We start from the raw sequence: 18,137 nt of genomic DNA, 5'->3' as shown, positions 1-18,137 counted from the left end.
GGCGTCTCCTACGGTCGCGTCGTGGACACCGCCTGGGACCCCGCCGCCTACCTCCGCTACGCCGGCGAGCGGGCCCGCCCCTTCGCCGACCTGCTCGCCCGGGTGGACGCGGCCGACCCGCGGGTCGTGGTCGACCTCGGCTGCGGCGAGGGCGCGCTCACCGCGTCGCTCGCCGCGCGCTGGCCCGGCGCGCGGGTGACCGGCGTCGACTCCTCGCCGGAGATGCTCGCCGCAGCGGCCGCGCACGCCGTCCCGGGGCGGGTGGCCTTCGTCCAGGGCGACGTGCGGGACTGGCGGCCCGACGGGCCGGTCGACGTCGTGGTCAGCAACGCCGTCCTGCACTGGGTGCCCGGGCACGCGGCGCTGCTGGCGCGGTGGGCCGGGCACCTGGCGCCCGGCGGCCGGCTGGCGGTGCAGGTGCCGGGGAACCACACCGCCCCGACGCACCGGCTGCTGGCCGACCTGTGCACGTCCCCGCGGTGGGCCGGGCGGCTGGCCGCTGCCGCTCCCCCGGCCGACGCCGTGCTCGACCCGGCCGGCTACCTCGACGTCCTCACCGGTGCCGGGCTGGCCGCCGACGTCTGGGAGACCACCTACCTGCACGTGCTGCGCGGTCCCGACCCGGTGCTGGGGTGGGTGCGCAGCACCGTGCTGCGGCCCGTGGTGGCGCTGCTGGACGACGCGGAGGCCGCCGAGCTCACCGCCGCCTACGCCGCGGCGCTGCGGGAGGCCTACCCGGCCCGTCCCGACGGGACGACGGTGCTGCCGTTCCGCCGGGTGTTCGCCGTGGGCGGGCTCAGCGCGGGGTGAGCCGGTGGGCGTCGGTCCGGTAGGGCAGCTCGAGGACGTCGCGGCCGCGGGTGTCGGGGTGGGTGGCCAGCAGCTCGCGGATGCCGCCGAGGAAGGCGGCCCGGCCGGCGGCGTCCATGGTGGCGACGTAGCTGCGGGTGCCGATGCCACCGACCACCTGCTCGGGCGTGACCGGCTGGACGACGCGGGACTCCGCCGTCGCGACGTCGGCGGGCAGCGTGGCGGCGAAGGCGGCCACCACGCCCTGGTCGGCCTCGTGCCCACGGGCCTCGCCGGCCAGCGCCGCGCCGAGCGCGGCGACCCAGGGCACCCGCTCGTCGCGCACGTTCCAGACGAACCCGACCGTGCCCCCCGGGCGCAGCACGCGGCGCAGCTCCGCGGCGGCCGGCGCGGGGTCGAACCAGTGGGCGGCCTGACCGGCCACGACGGCGTCGACGGTGGCGTCGGGCAGCGGGACCTGCTCGGCGCCGCCGACCAGCGCCGGGACGTCGGGGTGCCGGGCGCGCAGCTGGTCGAGCATCTCCGCGGACGGGTCGACGGCGACGACCTCGTGCCCGGCGGCGACCAGGACGTCGGTGAGCAGGCCGGTGCCGGCGCCCAGGTCGAGCACCCGCCGCGGCCGGTCACCGAGCAGGAACGCCACCGCGTCGGCGGGGTAGCCCGGCCGCAGGGCGGCGTAGTCGGCCGCGACCGAGCCGAAGGACGTGCGCCGCTGCCGCCAGGTCGCGGGGTCCACCGGGTCGGTCACGGCCCCCCTCAGCCGGCGGGGACGGCGTCGGTGCCCGCCGCCGTCCTCTTCGCTGCCGTCTTCTTCGCCACCGTCTTCTTGGCCGCGGTGGACTTCTTGGCGGTGGTCTTCTTGGCGGTGGTCTTCTTCGCCGCCGCCGTCTTCCGGGTGGCCTTCTTCGTCGTGGGCCGGCTGCGGCGGTCGGCGAGCAGCTCGGCGGCCCGGTCGAGGGAGATGGTCTCGACGTCGTCGCCCTTGCGCAGGCTGGCGTTGGTCTCGCCGTCGGTGACGTAGGGGCCGAACCGGCCCTCGCGGACGGTCACCTGCCCTTGCGTCACCGGGTCGGCGCCCAGCTCCTTGAGCGGCGCGGCGGCGGCCCGCCGGCCCCGCTGCTTGGGCTGGGCGAACACGGCCAGCGCCTCGTCGAGGGTGACGGTGAACAGCCGGTCCTCGCTCTCCAGCGAGCGGGAGTCGGTGCCCTTCTTCAGGTACGGCCCGTACCGGCCGTTGAGCGCCTGGATCTCCTCGCCGTCGGGCGCGGCACCCACGGTGCGCGGGAGGGTCAGCAGCCGCAGCGCGTCCTCGAGCGTCACCGTCTCCGGCGTCATGGAGGACAGCAGGCTGGCCGTGCGCGGGGCCTCCTTGCTGCCCTCGGGCACGACCGTGGTGACGTAGGGGCCGTAGCGGCCGGCCTTCACCAGCACCGGGTGGCCGGTGTCCGGGTCGGTCCCGAGCTGGCGGTCACCGGACGGCGCGGCGAGCAGCTCGGCGACCTTCTCGCCGGTCAGCTCGTCGGGCGCGAGGTCCTCGGGGATGCTGATCCGCGCCCCGTCCTCACCGCCGGCCTGCAGGTAGGGGCCGTAGCGCCCGACCCGGACGACGACGGGCTCCCCGTTCGGCCCGGTGGCGCGCAGCGGGATCGAGTTGACGCCGCGGGCGTCGATCTCCTCCAGCTGCTGGCCGATGACCTGCTTGAGGCCGCCGGAGGCGGCGATGCCGCCGGCGTGGTGGCCCTGGCCGCCGAAGTAGAACTCGGTGAGCCAGTCGACCCGGCCGAGGCCGCCGCTGGCGATCTCGTCGAGCTCGTTCTCCAGCAGCGCGGTGAAGTCGTAGTCGACCAGCGCGGCGAAGTGCTGCTCCAGCAGGTTGACCACCGCGAACGCGACGAAGGAGGGCACCAGCGCGGCGCCCTTCTTCCACACGTACCCGCGGTCCTGGATGGTCTGCATGATCGACGCGTAGGTCGACGGGCGGCCGATGTTGAGGTCCTGCAGCCGGGCCACGAGGCTCGGCTCGGTGTAGCGCGCCGGCGGCGTCGTGGTGTGGCCCTTGGGCTCGAGCTCGCGGGTGTCGAGCTGCTGGCCGCGCTCGACGCGGGGCAGCCGGCGCTCGGCGTCGTCGCTGCCGTGGTCGTCGTCGCCGGTGTTCTCGTCGCGGGACTCGACGTAGGCGCGCAGGAAGCCCGGGAAGGTGATGGTGCGGCCGCTGGCGGTGAACTCGACCCGCTCGTCGGTGGTGCTCCGGCCGGCCAGCCGGATGCTGACGGTCTGCCCGACCGCGTCGGCCATCTGCGAGGCGACCGTGCGCTGCCAGATGAGCTCGTAGAGGCGGAACTCGTCGCGGGCGAGCTGGCCGGCCAGCTGGCCGGGGGTGCGGAAGGAGTCACCGGCGGGGCGGATCGCCTCGTGCGCCTCCTGCGCGCCCTTGACCTTCTTGCTGTAGCGGCGCGCCTCCGCGGGGACGTAGGCGTCGCCGTAGAGCTCGCGGGCCTGCGTGCGGGCGGCGTTGATCGCCTCGTTCGACAGGTTGGTCGAGTCGGTCCGCATGTAGGTGATGTGGCCGTTCTCGTAGAGCCGCTGGGCCACCCGCATGACCTGCGCCGACGACCAGCCGAGCTTGCGGCCGGCCTCCATCTGCAGCGTGGAGGTGATGAACGGCGCGTAGGGACGGCGCCGGTAGGGCTTCTCGTCGACCCGGCTCACCGTCACCTGCCGGCCCTCGAGCCGGGCGGCCAGCCCGCGGGCACCGGCCTCGTCGAGGTGGACGACGTCGCCGGTCACCTGGCCGGTCGCCGGGTCGAAGTCGCGGCCGGTGGCCACGCGGCTGTCGTCGACGCTGACCAGCCGGGCGCGCAGCGTCGTCGGCTCGCCCGCGTCGGTGCCGGAGCCGGCCCGGCCGGGGACGGCGAAGACGCCGTCGAGGGACCAGTAGTCGGCCGCGGTGAACGCCATCCGCTCCCGCTCCCGCTCCACGACGATGCGGGTGGCCACCGACTGGACGCGGCCGGCCGAGAGCTTGGGGAGCACCTTCTTCCAGAGGACCGGGCTGACCTCGTAGCCGTAGAGGCGGTCGAGGATGCGGCGGGTCTCCTGCGCGTCGACCAGGGCGGTGTCCAGCTCGCGCGGGTTGGCCACGGCCCGGGCGATCGCCTCGGGCGTGATCTCGTGGAACACCATCCGGCGGACCGGGACGCGGGGCTTGAGGGTGTCGACCAGGTGCCAGGCGATGGCCTCGCCCTCGCGGTCCTCGTCGGTGGCGAGGTAGACCTCGCTGGCGTCCTTGACCAGCTGCCTGAGCCGACTGACCTGCTGCTTGCGGTCGGGGCTGACCACGTACAGCGGCTCGAAGGAGTTGTCGACGTCGACCCCGAGGCGGGCCCACGAGGCGCCCTTGTGCTCGGCCGGGACGTCGGCGGCGTTGCGCGGCAGGTCGCGGATGTGCCCGACGCTGGCCTCGACGACGTAGCCGTTGCCGAGGTAGCCGGCGATCTTGCCGGCCTTGGTCGGCGACTCCACGATGACCAGCGGCCGGCCACCCCCGGTGGCGGCGGGGCGGCGGCGGGCGGGCGTGCTGGTGCCACCGGCGGTGCGGCCGGTGCTCTCGCCGTTCTTCGCGGTCTTCGTGGGCACGGTGCTCCTGTCGGTGGTGCTGGTCGTGGCGGCGCGGCGCGGTGGTCGGCACACCCGGTGCGCCCCCTCGGCGGGCCACGGTAGGCCACGACGCCGGAACGCGACCGGCTGGCGACCCCGCGTGGGCGCGCCGTCACCGGCACCAACGGCGCAGCGCGCCGCCTGTTCCCGGGGTCCGCGCGCCGCCCGGCCGCAGGGCCGGTCCGCCGGCTCAGTCCGGCCGGCGGGTGTCGGTCACCACCTCGCCGAGTGCGGCCAGCGTCGGCCGGGCGGGGTCGAAGTAGCCGCCGTGGCCGGTGTCCCAGTCGGCCAGCAGCCCGGTGGAGCCGAACTCGGGGACCCAGGTGTCGGTCCCGAACCAGCCGAGCTGGGAGACCGGGTCGACCGGTGAGGTGGCGTCGTAGACCTCGGCGGCCTCGAGGTCGCCGGCGTCGCCCTCCATCCCCGGGCTGCCCAGGAGCACGACGGCGTCGGCGGCGAGCCGGCCGGGCTGGTCGGCCGCCTCGTCGACGACCACGGTGCCGTAGCTGTGGGCGAGCACGGTGACCCGCGGGAGGGTCCCGGCCCGCGCCGGGTCCGCCGCGCGGGCGGCCGCCAGCCCGGCCAGGTCCCCGGCCAGCGCCACCCCGCCTTGAGCCGCCCGCGACCGGGTGACCATCCGGCCCAGCTCCCGGCCGGCCGGCGGCCGGTAGCCGAACCAGGCGAGGGTGGCCACCGAGGCGGCCGGCGCGGCGCGCAGGGCCGCGTCCGCGACCGCCTGTGCCCGGTCGCCCTGGTCGTCGAGGTCCTCGGCGGCCACGTTGCCCACCCCGGGCACGAGGACGCCGACGCCCTCGGCGGTGTCGAGGTCGCCGTAGGCGAGCGCCACGAGCTCCCGTGCGGGGTCGAGGACCCACAGCTGGACCGGCCGACCGGCTGCCTCCTCGGCCTCGATCTCGGCGGCGACGGCCAGCGCCGTCGCGTACCCGGCGCCCGAGGGGTCGCCCAGCGCCTGCTCCAGCAGCAGCCGGTTGGCCCGGTCCCGCGCCCAGGCCGGCACGCCGTGCAGGCTGCCCACCGCGGCGGGGTCCGCCGCGGTCAGCGACGTCCGGGCCGGCCCGGACAGGTCCGCCCACCAGGAGGCCACGGCCTCGGGCGGCGTGGTGGGGGGCGGGGTGAGCACCGGCACGAGGGCCAGCCCGCGGCCCACGGCCGCCGCCAGGCCGGCGAAGTCGGCGGGGACCACGGGCCCGAGCCCGCCGACCGCGGCGAGCGGCTCGGCCGAGGTCGCGGCGTGCAGGGCCGCACGCGCCGCCGCGGCCAGTGCACGGGCCGCCAGGCCCGCGACCCGCTGGGCGGCGGCCGCCTGCCCGGCCAGCTCGGCGGCGTGGCCGGCCACCTGCGCGGCGGTCGCGTCGGCGGGCAGCGGGACCGGCGCGGGCGGCACCACCCCACCGGTCTCCTCCAGGGCGACCGGGACCGCGGCCGCCTCGGCCAGCGCCTGCTCGGCCAGCTCCTGCGCGGTGCGCGCCTCCCGGGCCGTGTCCCACAGCCGCTCGAGGGACGCGCCGAGGGCTCCGGTCACGGCGGTCACCACCGAGGACACCTGACCGAGCGCGGTGGCGGCCTCCTGCCCGGCCGGCCCGTACCAGACCCGCACGTCGGCCAGGGTGCGGGCGACGGCCTCGACCCGGGCGCGCCACGGCGGCAGCCGCTCGGCGACCGCCTCGAGCGTGTAGACGGCCCCGTCGAGCAGAGGGGTGTCCCAGGCCGCGACGGCCGTCAGGCCGGGGGCGCTCACGCCGCCGCCCCGGCGTCGGCCGCTGCGCGGGCGAGCAGCAGCCGGTCGGAGAGGGCCGCGTCCTGCAGGCGGTAGGAGTGCACCGCGGCGAGCAGCGTCCCTGCGGTCGCCTCGGCGCCGGCGACCACGTCGGCGAGCAGCGTCGCCCACGCCCGGCCGGTGCCCCCCGCCTGCTCGGCCGCGCTCCCGCTGACCGCCGTCGCCAGGGACACCGCCGTGGCGCGACAGAGGTCGACGTCCCCGGACAGCTCGGCGGCGAGGGCGGCGAGCTCCTCACCGAGCGCCTGGACGGCGTCGAGTCGGACGGCGATCTGCACGGACAAGGGACCCTCCTGGCGTCGGCGCCGGCCCGGGGTGGACCGGCGCCGCGGACGCTAGGAGCGGGGACGGGCAGCGGGCGTCGCGCCGTCCACAGCCGGGGATCCGTCCACAGCCGGGGGCCCGCCCACGACCGGCGCGGTCAGTCCCGGACCGGCGGTGTCGTCGGTGCTCCCGCCCACGACGACCGAGCGGCGCTTGGAGACCACCACGGACAGCACGATGACCACGACGGCGCCCAGCGCGATCACCAGCCGCAGGACCGTGTTGGCATCCTCCCCGACCGACAGGGCGACGACCGCGGGAGCGATGATCAGCGCGACGAGGTTCATCACCTTGATCAGCGGGTTGATCGCCGGGCCGGCGGTGTCCTTGAACGGGTCCCCGACCGTGTCGCCGATGACCGTGGCGGCGTGCGCCTCGCTGCCCTTCCCGCCGTACGCGCCGTCCTCGACCATCTTCTTGGCGTTGTCCCAGGCACCGCCGGAGTTGGCGAGGAAGACCGCCATCAGGGTGCCGGCGGCGATGGCGCCGACCAGGTAGGCCGCCAGCGGGCCGAAGCCCAGGCCGAAGCCGACCGCCACCGGCGCGAGGACGGCGAGCAGGCCCGGGGTGGCCAGCTCGCGCAGCGAGTCCTTGGTGCAGATGTCCACGACGGCGCTGTAGTCCGGGCGCTCGCTGTAGTCCATGATCCCGGGACGGGTGCGGAACTGCTCCCGCACCTCGAAGACCACTCGCCCGGCCGCTCGCGAGACGGCGCTGATCGCCAGCCCGGAGAAGAAGAACACGACCGCAGCACCCAGCACCGCGCCGACGACGTTGTTCGGGTTCACCAGGCTGAAGGCGTTCCCGAGGGCGCCGCCGGCCTCGTCGAGGGCGACGGCGATCTGGGCGTTGTACGAGCCGAAGAGGGCGGTCGCGGCCAGGACCGCCGTCGCGATCGCGATGCCCTTCGTGATGGCCTTGGTGGTGTTGCCGACGGCGTCGAGGTCGGTGAGCACCCGGGCGCCCTCCTCGTCGATGTCCCCGGACATCTCGGCGATGCCCTGCGCGTTGTCGCTGACCGGCCCGAACGTGTCCATCGCGACGATGACGCCGGCCGTGGTGAGCAGGCCGCAGCCGGCCAGCGCCACCGCGTACAGCGCCGCGCCGCCGCCGATGAGGAACGCCCCGTACACCGCGCCGCCGATGAGGAGCGCGGCGTAGACGGCGGACTCCAGTCCGAGCGAGATGCCGGAGAGGATCACGGTGGCGGGGCCGGTCAGCGAGCTGCGGCCGATGTCCCTGACCGGCTTGCGACTGGTCTCGGTGAAGTAGCCGGTGAGCTGCTGGATGGCCGCGGCGAGCACGACGCCGACGAGCACCGAGAGGAACCCGAGGACCTGCGGGCTGACCGCCATGTCGACGCCGTCGGAGATGCTCGGCAGGTAGGTGAACGAGGCCGCGGCGACCAGGACGAGGGAGACCACGGCGGAGGTGAAGAAGCCACGGTTGATGGGTGCCATCCCGCTCGAGTCGCTCTTGCCCGGCCGGGTGGCGAGCACCCCGACCATCGACGCGATGACGCCGACACCGGCGACCAGGAGCGGGAAGACCATGCCCTCCGCGCCGAAGAAGACCTGCCCCAGGATCAGTGCGGCGACCAGCGTGACGGCGTAGGACTCGAAGAGGTCCGCGGCCATCCCGGCGCAGTCGCCGACGTTGTCGCCCACGTTGTCGGCGATGGTGGCGGCGTTGCGCGGGTCGTCCTCGGGGATGCCGGCCTCGACCTTGCCGACGAGGTCGGCGCCGACGTCGGCGGCCTTGGTGAAGATCCCGCCGCCGACGCGCATGAACATCGCCAGCAGCGCCCCGCCGAAGCCGAAGCCCTCCAGCACGATCGGCGCGGTGTCGTCGAAGAGGAGCAGCGCGAGCGCGGCGCCGGAGAGCCCGAGGCCGACGGTGATCATCCCGACCACACCACCGGTGCGGTAGGCGATGCGGAAGGACGGCTGGTAGCCGCCCGCGTTGGCCGCCGCCGCGACGCGGACGTTCCCGCGCGTGGCCAGGGTCATGCCGATGAACCCGACCGACGCGGAGAACAGCGCGCCGACGAGGAAGAAGACCGCCCGCCCCACGCGGGTCCCCCACCCACCGTCGGCCACCGGGAGCACCAGGAGGAGGAGGAAGACGACCACGGCGAAGACGCCGAGCGTGCGGAACTGTCTGCGCAGGTACGCCGCGGCACCCTCCTGCACCGCCTGCGCGATGTCGCGCATCCTCACCGTGCCCTGGTCGGCGGCCAGCACGGCGCGGACCAGGTACGCGGCGAAGGCGAGGGCGGCGAGCGAGATGGCGAGGACGATCGTCACCAGGGCGACGTCCCCGCCGGAGAGCGCACTGTCCGGCATGTGTTCCTCCATGCGGTCGGCTGCCGCCCGGGCACACGCTCCGGTCGGCGGAGGTACGCGTCCAGTCCGCACAGGCCTGCGCGGCTGTGCGCGGGAGTGTAAGGGAGGTCACACCCCGTACCGGTAGCCCTGCGGCGGTCGGAATCCGCTACGCGCGGCCCGGCGCGACGTCGCCCGGAGGTGTGACAGTGGGGACGTGACCACGCTCCACCCGGTCCGGCCGGCTGCTCCCCCATCCGGCCAGGAGGGTGCACCAGGGGGTGCTCCGGGCCCGGGGGCCGCGTCCCCCGCTGCGGCGGTGCACGGGTCGGCCGCCGCGCACGGGTCCGGGCAGAGCGGCACGCACCCGGGCTCGGTCCCGCCCGGCGCGGACCTGCTCGACGGGCTGCTCGCCGGGACCCCGGACGACGAGCACCCGGTCACCCACGTCCACCGCCTGGCCGTGCGGGAGAGCCGCACGCTGCCGTGGCCCGAGTGGGTGGACCCCGGCCTCCGCCGGCGGCTGGAGGAGGCGGGGGTCCGGGAGCCGTGGCGGCACCAGGTCGAGGCCGCCCGGCTGGCGCACGACGGCACCTCCGTGGTGGTGGCGACCGGGACGGCGTCGGGCAAGTCGCTGGCCTACCAGCTGCCCGCGCTGACCCGGCTGGCCGAGGACCCCCGGGCCTGCGTGCTCTACCTCGCCCCGACCAAGGCCCTGGCCCGCGACCAGCTGGCCTCGGTGGCCGTGCTCGCCGACCCCTCGGTGCGGCCGGCCGCCTACGACGGCGACACCCCCGCCGAGGAGCGCGACTGGGTGCGCCGGCACTCGCGGTGGATCGTCACCAACCCCGACATGCTGCACCGCAGCGTGCTGCCGGCCCACCAGCGGTGGTCGTCGACCCTGCGCCGGCTGGCCTACGTCGTGGTCGACGAGTGCCACGCCTACCGCGGGGTGTTCGGCTCGCACGTCGGGCACGTGCTGCGCCGGCTGCGCCGCATCTGCCGCCGCTACGGGGCCGACCCGGTGTTCGTGCTCGCCTCGGCCACCGTGGCCGAGCCCGCCGCGGCCGCCACCCGCCTGGTCGGGACCCCGGTCGTGGCGGTGACCGACGACGGCTCGCCCCGGCCCGGCGCCACCTTCGCCCTGTGGGAGCCGCCGCTGACCGAGCGGACCGGCGAGCACGGTGCACCGCTGCGCCGGTCCGCGGCCGCCGACGCCGCCGGGCTGCTGGCCGACCTCGTGGAGCGCGGTGCGCGCACGCTGGCCTTCGTCCGGTCGCGCCGCAGCGCGGAGTCGGTGGCCGAGCAGGCGCGCCGGTTGCTGGCCGAGCGGGGCCGCGACGACCTGGCGCGCCGCGTCGACTCCTACCGCGGCGGCTACCTGCCCGAGGAGCGCCGGGAGCTCGAGCGGAGCCTGTCGGCCGGGGAGCTCCTGGGGGTGGCCACCACCAACGCCCTCGAGCTCGGCATCGACATCGCCGGCCTGGACGCCGTCGTGCTGGCGGGGTACCCCGGCACGCTGGCCTCCCTGTGGCAGCAGGCCGGCCGGGCCGGCCGCGCGCAGCGGGAGTCGCTGGTCGTGTTCGTGGCCCGCGACGACCCGCTGGACCACTACCTGGCCCACCACCCCCGGGCGGTGTTCGGCCGTCCGGTCGAGGCGACGGTGACCGACCCGGCCAACCCCTACGTGCTCGGGCCCCAGCTGTGCTGCGCGGCGGCCGAGCTGCCGCTCACGCCCGAGGACCTGCCCGACTTCGGCGGTGCCGTGGCCGCGGCGCGGCTCGACGAGCTGGTCGCCGCGGGCGCGCTGCGCCGCCGGCCGGCCGGCTGGTACTGGGCCGGGCGGGGACGCCCCGACGTCGACATCCGCGGCAGCGGTGGCGAGCCGGTGGCGATCATCGAGGGTGCGACCGGCCGGCTGCTGGGCACCGTCGACGGCGGCGCGGCGCACGCGACCGTGCACACCGGCGCGCTCTACGTCCACCGCGGCCAGACCTTCGTCGTCGACGAGCTCGACCTCGACGACGCGTGCGCCGTGGTGCACGCCGAGGCGCCGGAGTGGACCACCGTCGCCCGCGACGTCACCGACCTCGGCGTCGTCGCCACGGACCGGACCCGGCGCCTGGGCACGGTCACCGCGCACACCGGGGTCGTGGACGTCACCAACCAGGTCGTGGCCTACCAGCGGCGGCGGGCCGGCACCGGCGAGGTGCTGGCCGAGTTCCCGCTGGACCTGCCGCCGCGCCAGCTGCGCACCCGCGCCGTCTGGCTGACCCTCGACGCGCGGGCGGTCGCCCGCGCCGACGTCGACGACCTCGCGCTGCCGGGGTCGCTGCACGCCGCCGAGCACGCGGCGATCGGCATCCTGCCGCTGCTGGCCACCTGCGACCGGTGGGACCTCGGTGGGCTGTCGACCGCGCTGCACCCCGACACCGGCACCGCGACGGTGTTCGTCTACGACGGGCACCCCGGCGGCGCCGGCTTCGCCGAGCGGGGGTTCGCCGCGCTGCGGCGCTGGCTGACGGCGACGCGCGCCACCGTGGCCAGCTGCGAGTGCGAGAGCGGCTGCCCGTCCTGCGTGCAGTCGCCCAAGTGCGGCAACGGCAACGAGCCCCTGGACAAGGCCGGCGCCGTCCGCGTGCTCGACGTCGTGCTCGACGAGCTGGCCGCCGCGGAGGCCGCCGGCGAGGACGGCACGGACGGCGGCACGGACACCGCGGCGCCCGACGAGGACCTGGCGCCCGACGAGGACCTGGCGGCCGACGAGCGGCCGCACGGGCCGGTCGCCGGCCCGGTCGCCGCCCGGCCCGTGGACGACATCGTCTTCTGACCCCGCCGTCCCCGACACCGCGCCGTCCCTTCCGCTTCACACGGGCGCGGCCGCTGCCGATCCCCTGTGAGGTGGCGCGGCCGCACCACCGGCGCGCGCGGGAGGAGGGTCCGTGGCACACGGCACCGACCGCCCGGAGGGCCGGCCGCTGGTCCTCGCCGGCTACGTCGCCGCCCTCGCCGCCGCCGCGGTCGCCTTCGGCCTCGACCCCACCCTCGGCGTCCTCGCCGGCGCGCTGAACGTCGTCTTCGGGGTCTACTTCTGCCGGCACCTGGCCTTCGCCGTCGCCGCCGCCCGCTGGGCCGAGCGCGACCTGCTCGCCGCCGACGTCGGCCTGGACGCCTACACCCCGCCGGTCGCGGTCCTCGTCGGGTGCAAGAACGAGGAGCTCGTCGTCGACGGGATGGTCGCGGCGCTGCTGGCGCTGGACTACCCGCCCGACCGGCTCACCCTGGTCGTCGTCGACGACGGCTCCGAGGACGCCACCGGCGCCAAGCTCGACGCCTGGGCCGCGCGGGAGCCGCGGCTGCGCGTGCTGCACCGGCCCCCGGGTTCCGGCGGGGGGAAGTCCGGCGCCCTCAACGACGCGCTGGCCCTGGTCGAGGCCGAGGTGGTGCTCGTCTTCGACGCCGACCACGAGCCCGAGCCCTCGGCGCTGCGCCGCCTGGTGCGGCACTTCCGGGACCCCGTCGTCGGCGCCGTCATGGGCCGGTGCGTGATCCGCAACGGCCGGGACTCGCACTTGGCCGGCACGGTCTTCGTCGACTACCTGTCCGGCTACCTGGTCAACGAGTACGGCCGCCAGGCCCTGTTCGAGCTGCCCGCCTACGGCGGGGCCAACTGCGCCGTGCGCATGTCCACGCTGCGCGCGCTCGGCGGGTGGAACCCCGAGACGGTCACCGAGGACACCGACCTCACGCTGCGCATCCTCGTGGCCGGGCAGCGGGTGCGCTACGACGTCTCGGCGATCGACTTCGAGGAGGCGGTGGTCAGCGCCCAGCGCTTCTGGAAGCAGCGCTACCGCTGGGCCCGCGGCCACCAGAAGTGCCTGCGCGACCACTGGTGGCCGCTGATGCGCACCCCCCACCTCTCGCCGCTGGAGAAGGCCGAGACGTCGCTGTTCCTCGCCGTCTACCACGTGCCGATGCTGTCCGGCCTCGGGCTGCTGCTCACCGTCCTGCGCGCGTTCGGGGTCGGGGACCTGCCGGTGATCGGGCTGCTCCCGCTGTCCATGCTGCTGTTCATCGGCCCGCTGGCCGAGCTGTGCGTCGGCCTGCTGGTCGGCCGCGTGGAGCGCCGCTCGGCCTGGCGGCTGCTGGGCTTCCTGCCCGCCTTCGCGCTGTCCATCTGGATCACCTCCCGCGCCTACGTCGACGGGATGCTCGGCCGGCCCTACACCTGGGTGAAGACGACGCGGTCCGGCGTCACCTCGACGGTGGACCCGGCCGTCCCGCCGGAGCTCCCGCCCGGCGGCACGGACCCCGCCGCCGCGACCGCGCCCGGTACGCGGCCGCGCTCGTTCGCCGCGGCCATCCCTCCCGGGCGGCCCGGGGGCCCACGGTGACCGCGGGCGGCCTGGCCCTCCCGCCGGTCCGGCGCAGCGCCTGGCGAGCGGCGAACCGGCGACTGCTGCCGGTCGCGCTGGACCTGGCGCTCGCCGCGGCGATCTGCGTGCTCGGCTTCCGGTACCTCTCCCGGCCCCTGCAGGTGCTCGAGGCGGCCGTCCTCGCCCGGGTCCTGGGGTGGACCGCCCCGGGGCAGGCCTCCGGCGTCGTCCCCACCCACGTCCTGCTGTTCCGCGGCGACGGCGAGATCATCGACGCGGTCGTCACGCTGTCCTGCTCCTCCGTGCTGTCGGTGCTCGGACTCGTCGCGCTGACCGCCGTGGTCCTCCGCGGCCGCGGGCTGCACGCCGTGGCGGGTCTGCTGGTCGCCGTCGCCGCGCTGCTGGTCCTCAACCACGGCCGGCTGCTGGTCTCCGCCCTGGCCGGCCTGTGGTGGGGAGAGGGCGCCCTGGTGGGGTTCCACGACTGGGTCGGCACGCTGTGGAACCTGGTCGCGACGCTCGGCGGCTTCCTGCTGATGGTGTGGATCGCCCTCCCGGCCCTCGACCGGGCGGAGCAGGACGTCGAGGGCCGGCACACCGCGCGCCGTCCCGACAGCTGGGCGCGGCCCGGACTGGGCTACCGCGCGGCGGAGGAGGACGACGTCCGGCGCGGGCGTCGCCGGCAGGCCACGCTCACCGGGCTCCTCCACCGCTACGTGTACCCGCGCCGCCTCTCCGCGTGGCTGGCCGCCCGCCGCGAGGCCGCCCGCATCGACTACCGGCTGGGGCACCTGCCCGCGCACCTGCGGGTGCAGCGCATCGGCGAGCTGGTCGCGGACGGGTTGGGCGCGCACCCCGCGTCGCTGGTGGCGGTGGCCACCTACGAGCAGGACCCCGTCGTCCTCGACTCCCTCGCCGAGGCCGTGGCCGCGCGCCAGTGGGAGCCGGTCACCGGCGAGCGTGTGGCCGCCCTCCGGCTGTGGGCCCGGGGGTGGCTGATGGCCCGGGGGCCGCAGGACGGCGCCCCCGACCCGGCGCCGGTCCCCCCCGCCGGGACGCACGTCACGGTGCCCGTCTGCCGGATCGCCGTCCCGCCGGTCGCGGCCGGGTCACCGACCCGGTCCTCGCCGACGCCGCCGCGGCGGCCGCCGCCGGACCCCCTCGCTCCCCCGCACCCCGCCACGTTCGCCCGTGCGCCCCGCGCGCCCGACCTCCCGGAGGCTCCCCGGTGACCTCGACCCTGCCGGCCCGTCCGACCCCGCCCGTGGCCGGGCGGCACGAGGCACCGGGGGGGCCGGCGGTGCTCGTCACCGGTGCCGGCGGCCCGGCCGGGGTCGCGGTGGTCCGCCGCCTGGTGGCGCTGGGCCACCGGGTGGTCGGGGTGGACGCCGACCCGACGGCGGCCGGCTCGGCGCTGGCCACCGCCGGTGCCACGGTCCCGCGCGCCGACCACGCGCGCTTCGTCGACGCGCTGGTGGGCGTGGCGAGGGCGCACGGGGCCGACGCCCTCATCGGGACCGTGGCCGAGGAGCTGCCCGCGCTCGCCGCGGGGGCCACGCAGCTGACCCGGGCCGGGGTGGCGACGTGGCTGCCCGACCCGACCGCCGTGGCCCTGTGCTGCGACAAGGCCGCGTTCGCCCGGACCGTGCGGGCGGCCGGCGTGCCGCACCCCGCCACCACCGACACCGGTGCCGGGCTGGGGCAGGTCCCCGGCCCGTGGGTGGTCAAGCCGCGGGCGGGCCGGGGCAGCCGGGGCGTGCGGTTGCTCGACAGCCGCTCCGCCGTGGCCGAGGCCCTGCGGGAGGACGCGTCGCTCATCGCGCAGACCCGGCTGGGGGGCCGGGAGTTCACCGCCGACGCCCTGGTGGCCCGCGACGGCCGGCTGCTCACGGTCGTCCCGCGGTGGAGGGACGACACCCGGGCGGGCATCTCGGTGAAGGGCGCCACCTTCGACTCGCCGGTGGTGACCGACGTCGTCGCCGGCGCGCTCGAGGCCGTCGGGCTGACCGGCCCGGCCAACGTGCAGGGGTTCGTCGCCGACGACGGCCGCGCCACCGTCGTCGAGGTCAACCCGCGCTTCTCCGGCGGGCTGCCCCTGACGCTGGCGGCCGGCGCGGACGTCGTCAGCGCCTACCTGACCGGCATCCGCGACCCCGGCGCGGACCTCCCCTCCCTGTGGTTCACGCCCGGCGTCCGGATGAGCCGGTACCTCGCCGAGACCTACAGCGCCGACGACGGCAGCCCGGTGCCCGACCCCTGCGGGACCGCGCAGGTGCCGGCGTGACCCGCGCCCGGCGCGTGCTGGTGCCCTTCGGCACCCGGCCGGAGGTGGTCAAGCTGGCCCCCGTGGTGTCCGCGCTCACCGCCGCCGGGCACGCCGTCGACGTCGTCGACACCGGGCAGCACACCGACCCGGCGCTGTCGACGCGGCTGCAGGAGGCGCTGGGGCTCGCGCCCGGCTGCCGGTTCACGCTGCCGACCGGCGACGCGGCCGCCCGGCTGGGCGCCCTGCACGCCGACGCGGCGCGGGCGGTGGCGCGGCTGCGGCCCGACGTCGTCCTGGCCCTCGGCGACACCAGCACCGTCCCCGCGTACGCCCTGGCCGCCCGCGGCGCCGGGATCCCCTTCGTCCACCTGGAGGCGGGCCTGCGCAGCCTCAACCCGCGCAGCGTCGAGGAGGTCAACCGGCGGGTGGCCGCGGCGGCCGCCGCGCTGCACCTGGCCCCCACCCGCCGGGCCGCGGCCTTCCTCGCGGCCGAGGGGGTGCCCGCGGAACGGGTCTTCGTCGTCGGCAACCCGGTGGTCGACACCCTGGTGTCCCGCGGCGTCCGGCCGGTGCCCGTGGCCGAGCGGACCGGGGTGCTCGTCACCGCGCACCGGCCCACCAACGTCGACGACCCGGTGCGCCTGGAGCGCCTGGTCGGGGTCGTGCGGGCCCTGGCCGACGACGTCGGGCCGGTGACCTTCCCGGTGCACCCCCGGACGGCGGCCCGGCTGGCGGCCACCGGTCTGGACGCCGGGCTGGCGCACCCGGACGTCACCCTGACCGGCCCCGTCGGGTACGACGCACTGCTGGGCGCGCTGGCCTCGGCCCGCCTCACGGTGACCGACTCCGGCGGGATCCAGGAGGAGGCGGCCTACCTCGGCGTCCCCGTCGTCGTCCTGCGCGGGTCCACGCCCCGGTGGGAGGGCGTGGAGGCCGGGACCACCACCCTGGCGAGCCTGGCCGACGACGCCGCGGCCGGCGCCGTCCTCACCGCCGCCCTCCGGCACACCTCCGCCGAGGGCCAGGCCCGCGCCGCCACGCTCCCCTGCCCCTACGGCGACGGGACGACCGGCCGGCAGGTCGCCGCCCTGCTCGCCGACCAGGCGACCGACGCGCTGCTGGCCCTCGACGAGCCGGACTTCTCCGACGGGCGGTTGCCCTGGTGAGCGCCGGGCCGCTGCCCCCGTGGGGAGGGCCCCCGCCGCTGGGGGTGGTGGTCGACCTGGACGACACGCTCTACCCGCAGGCCGCCTACCTGGCCGGCGCCGCCGAGGCCGTCGGCGCCGCCGCCGCGGCGGCCGGGCTGGACGGCGCCCGGGTGCACGCCGCCCTCCGGCGCGAGCTCGCCGCCGGGTCCGACACCGGCGGCACCATCGACCGCGCGCTGCTGGCCGCCGGGGTGCCCGCCGGTGAGGTGCCGGGGCACGTCCCCGCCCTGGTGTCCGCGTTCACCGCCCACGCGCCCGGGGTCCTCGCGCCCTACCCGGGGGTCGTCGAGGCCCTCACCGCCCTCGCGGAGGCCACCGCCGTCGGGTGCCTGACCGACGGCAACCCGGCCGTCCAGGCCGCCAAGGTCGCCGCGACCGGGCTCGGCCCGCTGCTCGGCAGCGTCGTGGTCACCGACGCGCTCGGCGGCCGGGCCGCGAGGAAGCCCGTTCCCGCCGGGCTGCTCGAACTGGCCGGCCGGCTCGGGGTCCCCGCCGACCGCCTGCTGGTCATCGGGGACCGTCCGGGCAAGGACGTCGCCGTCGCGGCGGCGGTGGGCGCGCGGGCGATCCGGGTCCGGCAGGGCGAGTACGCCGCGGCGCCGGACCGGCCGGCCGCCTGGGCGGTCACCGCCTCCTTCCCGGCCGCCGCGGAGCTGGCCCTCACGGTGCTGCGCGGCGCCGGCGCGCCCCTGACCGTGGCGCGGTGACCCCCCGGGCGGGTGATCCCGGGCGCGCACGCCTCTCCCCGCCGCCCCCGCCGGCCGATGGCCCCCTGGTGGGCGGTCGTGCGCCCGGTCAGGAAGGGGTTCGACCATGGCAGGCAAGACGCGACGCCGGCGGCCGTCGCTCGGGACGCGGCTCGCGGTGACGGCGGCGGCGGGCGCCGTCGCGGTGCTCGGGACACCGGGCTCGGCGGTCGCCGCCGGCGGACCGGTGAAGCCGCTGGTGACGTGCGTCATCCCCGCACAGGACGGCTCCTGGACGGCGGTCTTCGGCTACGAGAACCCCACTCCCCTGACCTGGACCGAGGCCCGGGGCTTCGAGAACGTCCTGACCCCCGGCCGCTTCGACGGCGCGCAGGTCACCTCGTTCGCGCCGGGGACCCACCAGGGCGCCTTCTCCGTCCGGGTCCCGGCGACCTACCCGAGCGTCGAGTGGCAGGTGCACAGCCGGCACGTCACCGCCTCGCGGGACGACAGCACCCGCTGCCCCTCCTCGACCGAGCTGCCGGCCGACGGCAACGGCATGGGCACCCCGATGGTCCTGGTCGCCGCCGGCGTCGTCGGGGCGGCGTCGATGGCCGTCTCCCGGCGTCGGCGCCCGCGCCCGGACACCGCTGCCGCCGCGGGCCCGCCGTCGACCTGACGCCGCGCG

General features: G+C 77.1%; 13 protein-coding genes. 8 read left to right on the top strand and 5 right to left on the bottom strand.

All coding sequences use genetic code 11. From position 1 onward, the window contains the following. Positions 1–21 precede the first annotated feature (21 nt). Positions 22–810, top strand: coding sequence for a trans-aconitate 2-methyltransferase (locus JOD57_RS15260; RefSeq protein WP_204692794.1), 789 nt, complete (start codon positions 22–24; stop codon positions 808–810). Here JOD57_RS15260 and JOD57_RS15255 read toward each other — a convergent pair. The 5 genes from JOD57_RS15255 to JOD57_RS15235 form a co-directional block, all read right to left on the bottom strand. Further along, the gene (locus tag JOD57_RS15255; RefSeq protein ID WP_307824707.1) at positions 797–1,558 is read right to left on the bottom strand and encodes a class I SAM-dependent methyltransferase; all 762 of its coding nucleotides are present in this window, start codon (positions 1,556–1,558) and stop codon (positions 797–799) included. The genes JOD57_RS15260 and JOD57_RS15255 overlap by 14 nt on opposite strands. Before the next feature lie 8 nt (positions 1,559–1,566). Next, a complete protein-coding gene (gene topA / locus JOD57_RS15250; RefSeq protein ID WP_204692793.1) occupies positions 1,567–4,446 on the bottom strand; it encodes a type I DNA topoisomerase in 2,880 nt (959 codons plus the stop codon). 211 nt (positions 4,447–4,657) lie between these two features. Next, positions 4,658–6,226 carry an alpha/beta hydrolase gene (locus JOD57_RS26945; RefSeq protein ID WP_204692792.1) on the bottom strand — a complete coding sequence of 523 codons (1,569 nt, stop codon included), beginning with the start codon at positions 6,224–6,226 and terminating at the stop codon, positions 4,658–4,660. Beyond that, positions 6,223–6,549, bottom strand: a complete 327-nt coding sequence (locus JOD57_RS15240; protein ID WP_204692791.1) for a hypothetical protein — start codon at positions 6,547–6,549, stop codon at positions 6,223–6,225. Before JOD57_RS15240 ends, JOD57_RS26945 begins: the two co-directional genes overlap by 4 nt. A gap of 51 nt (positions 6,550–6,600) precedes the next feature. After that, on the bottom strand, positions 6,601–8,934 hold the full coding sequence (locus JOD57_RS15235) for a sodium-translocating pyrophosphatase (protein ID WP_239568520.1): 2,334 nt from the start codon (positions 8,932–8,934) through the stop codon (positions 6,601–6,603). Positions 8,935–9,232: 298 nt separating this feature from the next. Here JOD57_RS15235 and sftH point away from each other — a divergent pair, with 298 nt between their 5' ends. From sftH to JOD57_RS15200, 7 genes are all read left to right on the top strand, one after another. Beyond that, positions 9,233–11,743 carry a DEAD/DEAH box helicase gene (gene sftH, locus JOD57_RS15230; RefSeq protein WP_204692790.1) on the top strand — a complete coding sequence of 837 codons (2,511 nt, stop codon included), beginning with the start codon at positions 9,233–9,235 and terminating at the stop codon, positions 11,741–11,743. A 112-nt stretch (positions 11,744–11,855) separates the two neighbouring features. Beyond that, positions 11,856–13,307, top strand: a complete 1,452-nt coding sequence (locus tag JOD57_RS15225; RefSeq protein WP_204692789.1) for a glycosyltransferase family 2 protein — start codon at positions 11,856–11,858, stop codon at positions 13,305–13,307. Beyond that, positions 13,304–14,521 carry an exosortase/archaeosortase family protein gene (locus JOD57_RS15220; protein WP_204692788.1) on the top strand — a complete coding sequence of 406 codons (1,218 nt, stop codon included), beginning with the start codon at positions 13,304–13,306 and terminating at the stop codon, positions 14,519–14,521. The genes JOD57_RS15225 and JOD57_RS15220 overlap by 4 nt, the downstream gene beginning before the upstream one ends. Beyond that, positions 14,518–15,573, top strand: a complete 1,056-nt coding sequence (locus tag JOD57_RS26940) for an ATP-grasp domain-containing protein (RefSeq protein WP_204692787.1) — start codon at positions 14,518–14,520, stop codon at positions 15,571–15,573. The genes JOD57_RS15220 and JOD57_RS26940 overlap by 4 nt, the downstream gene beginning before the upstream one ends. Beyond that, positions 15,570–16,721 carry a non-hydrolyzing UDP-N-acetylglucosamine 2-epimerase gene (gene wecB, locus JOD57_RS15210; protein WP_204692786.1) on the top strand — a complete coding sequence of 384 codons (1,152 nt, stop codon included), beginning with the start codon at positions 15,570–15,572 and terminating at the stop codon, positions 16,719–16,721. The genes JOD57_RS26940 and wecB overlap by 4 nt, the downstream gene beginning before the upstream one ends. Continuing rightward, positions 16,718–17,470 (top strand): HAD family hydrolase, encoded by a 753-nt coding sequence (locus tag JOD57_RS15205; protein WP_307824706.1) that lies wholly within the window; start codon positions 16,718–16,720, stop codon positions 17,468–17,470. Before wecB ends, JOD57_RS15205 begins: the two co-directional genes overlap by 4 nt. Positions 17,471–17,576: 106 nt before the next feature. Next, positions 17,577–18,128 carry a hypothetical protein gene (locus JOD57_RS15200; protein ID WP_204692785.1) on the top strand — a complete coding sequence of 184 codons (552 nt, stop codon included), beginning with the start codon at positions 17,577–17,579 and terminating at the stop codon, positions 18,126–18,128. Positions 18,129–18,137: the final 9 nt, after the last annotated feature.

Source organism: Geodermatophilus bullaregiensis, assembly GCF_016907675.1.
Classification (GTDB): Bacteria; Actinomycetota; Actinomycetes; order Mycobacteriales; family Geodermatophilaceae; genus Geodermatophilus; species Geodermatophilus bullaregiensis.
The sequence above is the reverse complement of the archived record's forward strand: the minus strand, read 5'-3'. Positions and strand labels throughout refer to the sequence as shown.

Excerpts from the sequence above, each read along its gene's own strand:
- JOD57_RS15235 (WP_239568520.1), bottom strand. The coding sequence starts at position 8,934 with ATGCCGGACAGTGCGCTCTCCGGCGGGGACGTCGCCCTGGTGACGATC.
- JOD57_RS15200 (WP_204692785.1), top strand. The coding sequence starts at position 17,577 with ATGGCAGGCAAGACGCGACGCCGGCGGCCGTCGCTCGGGACGCGGCTC.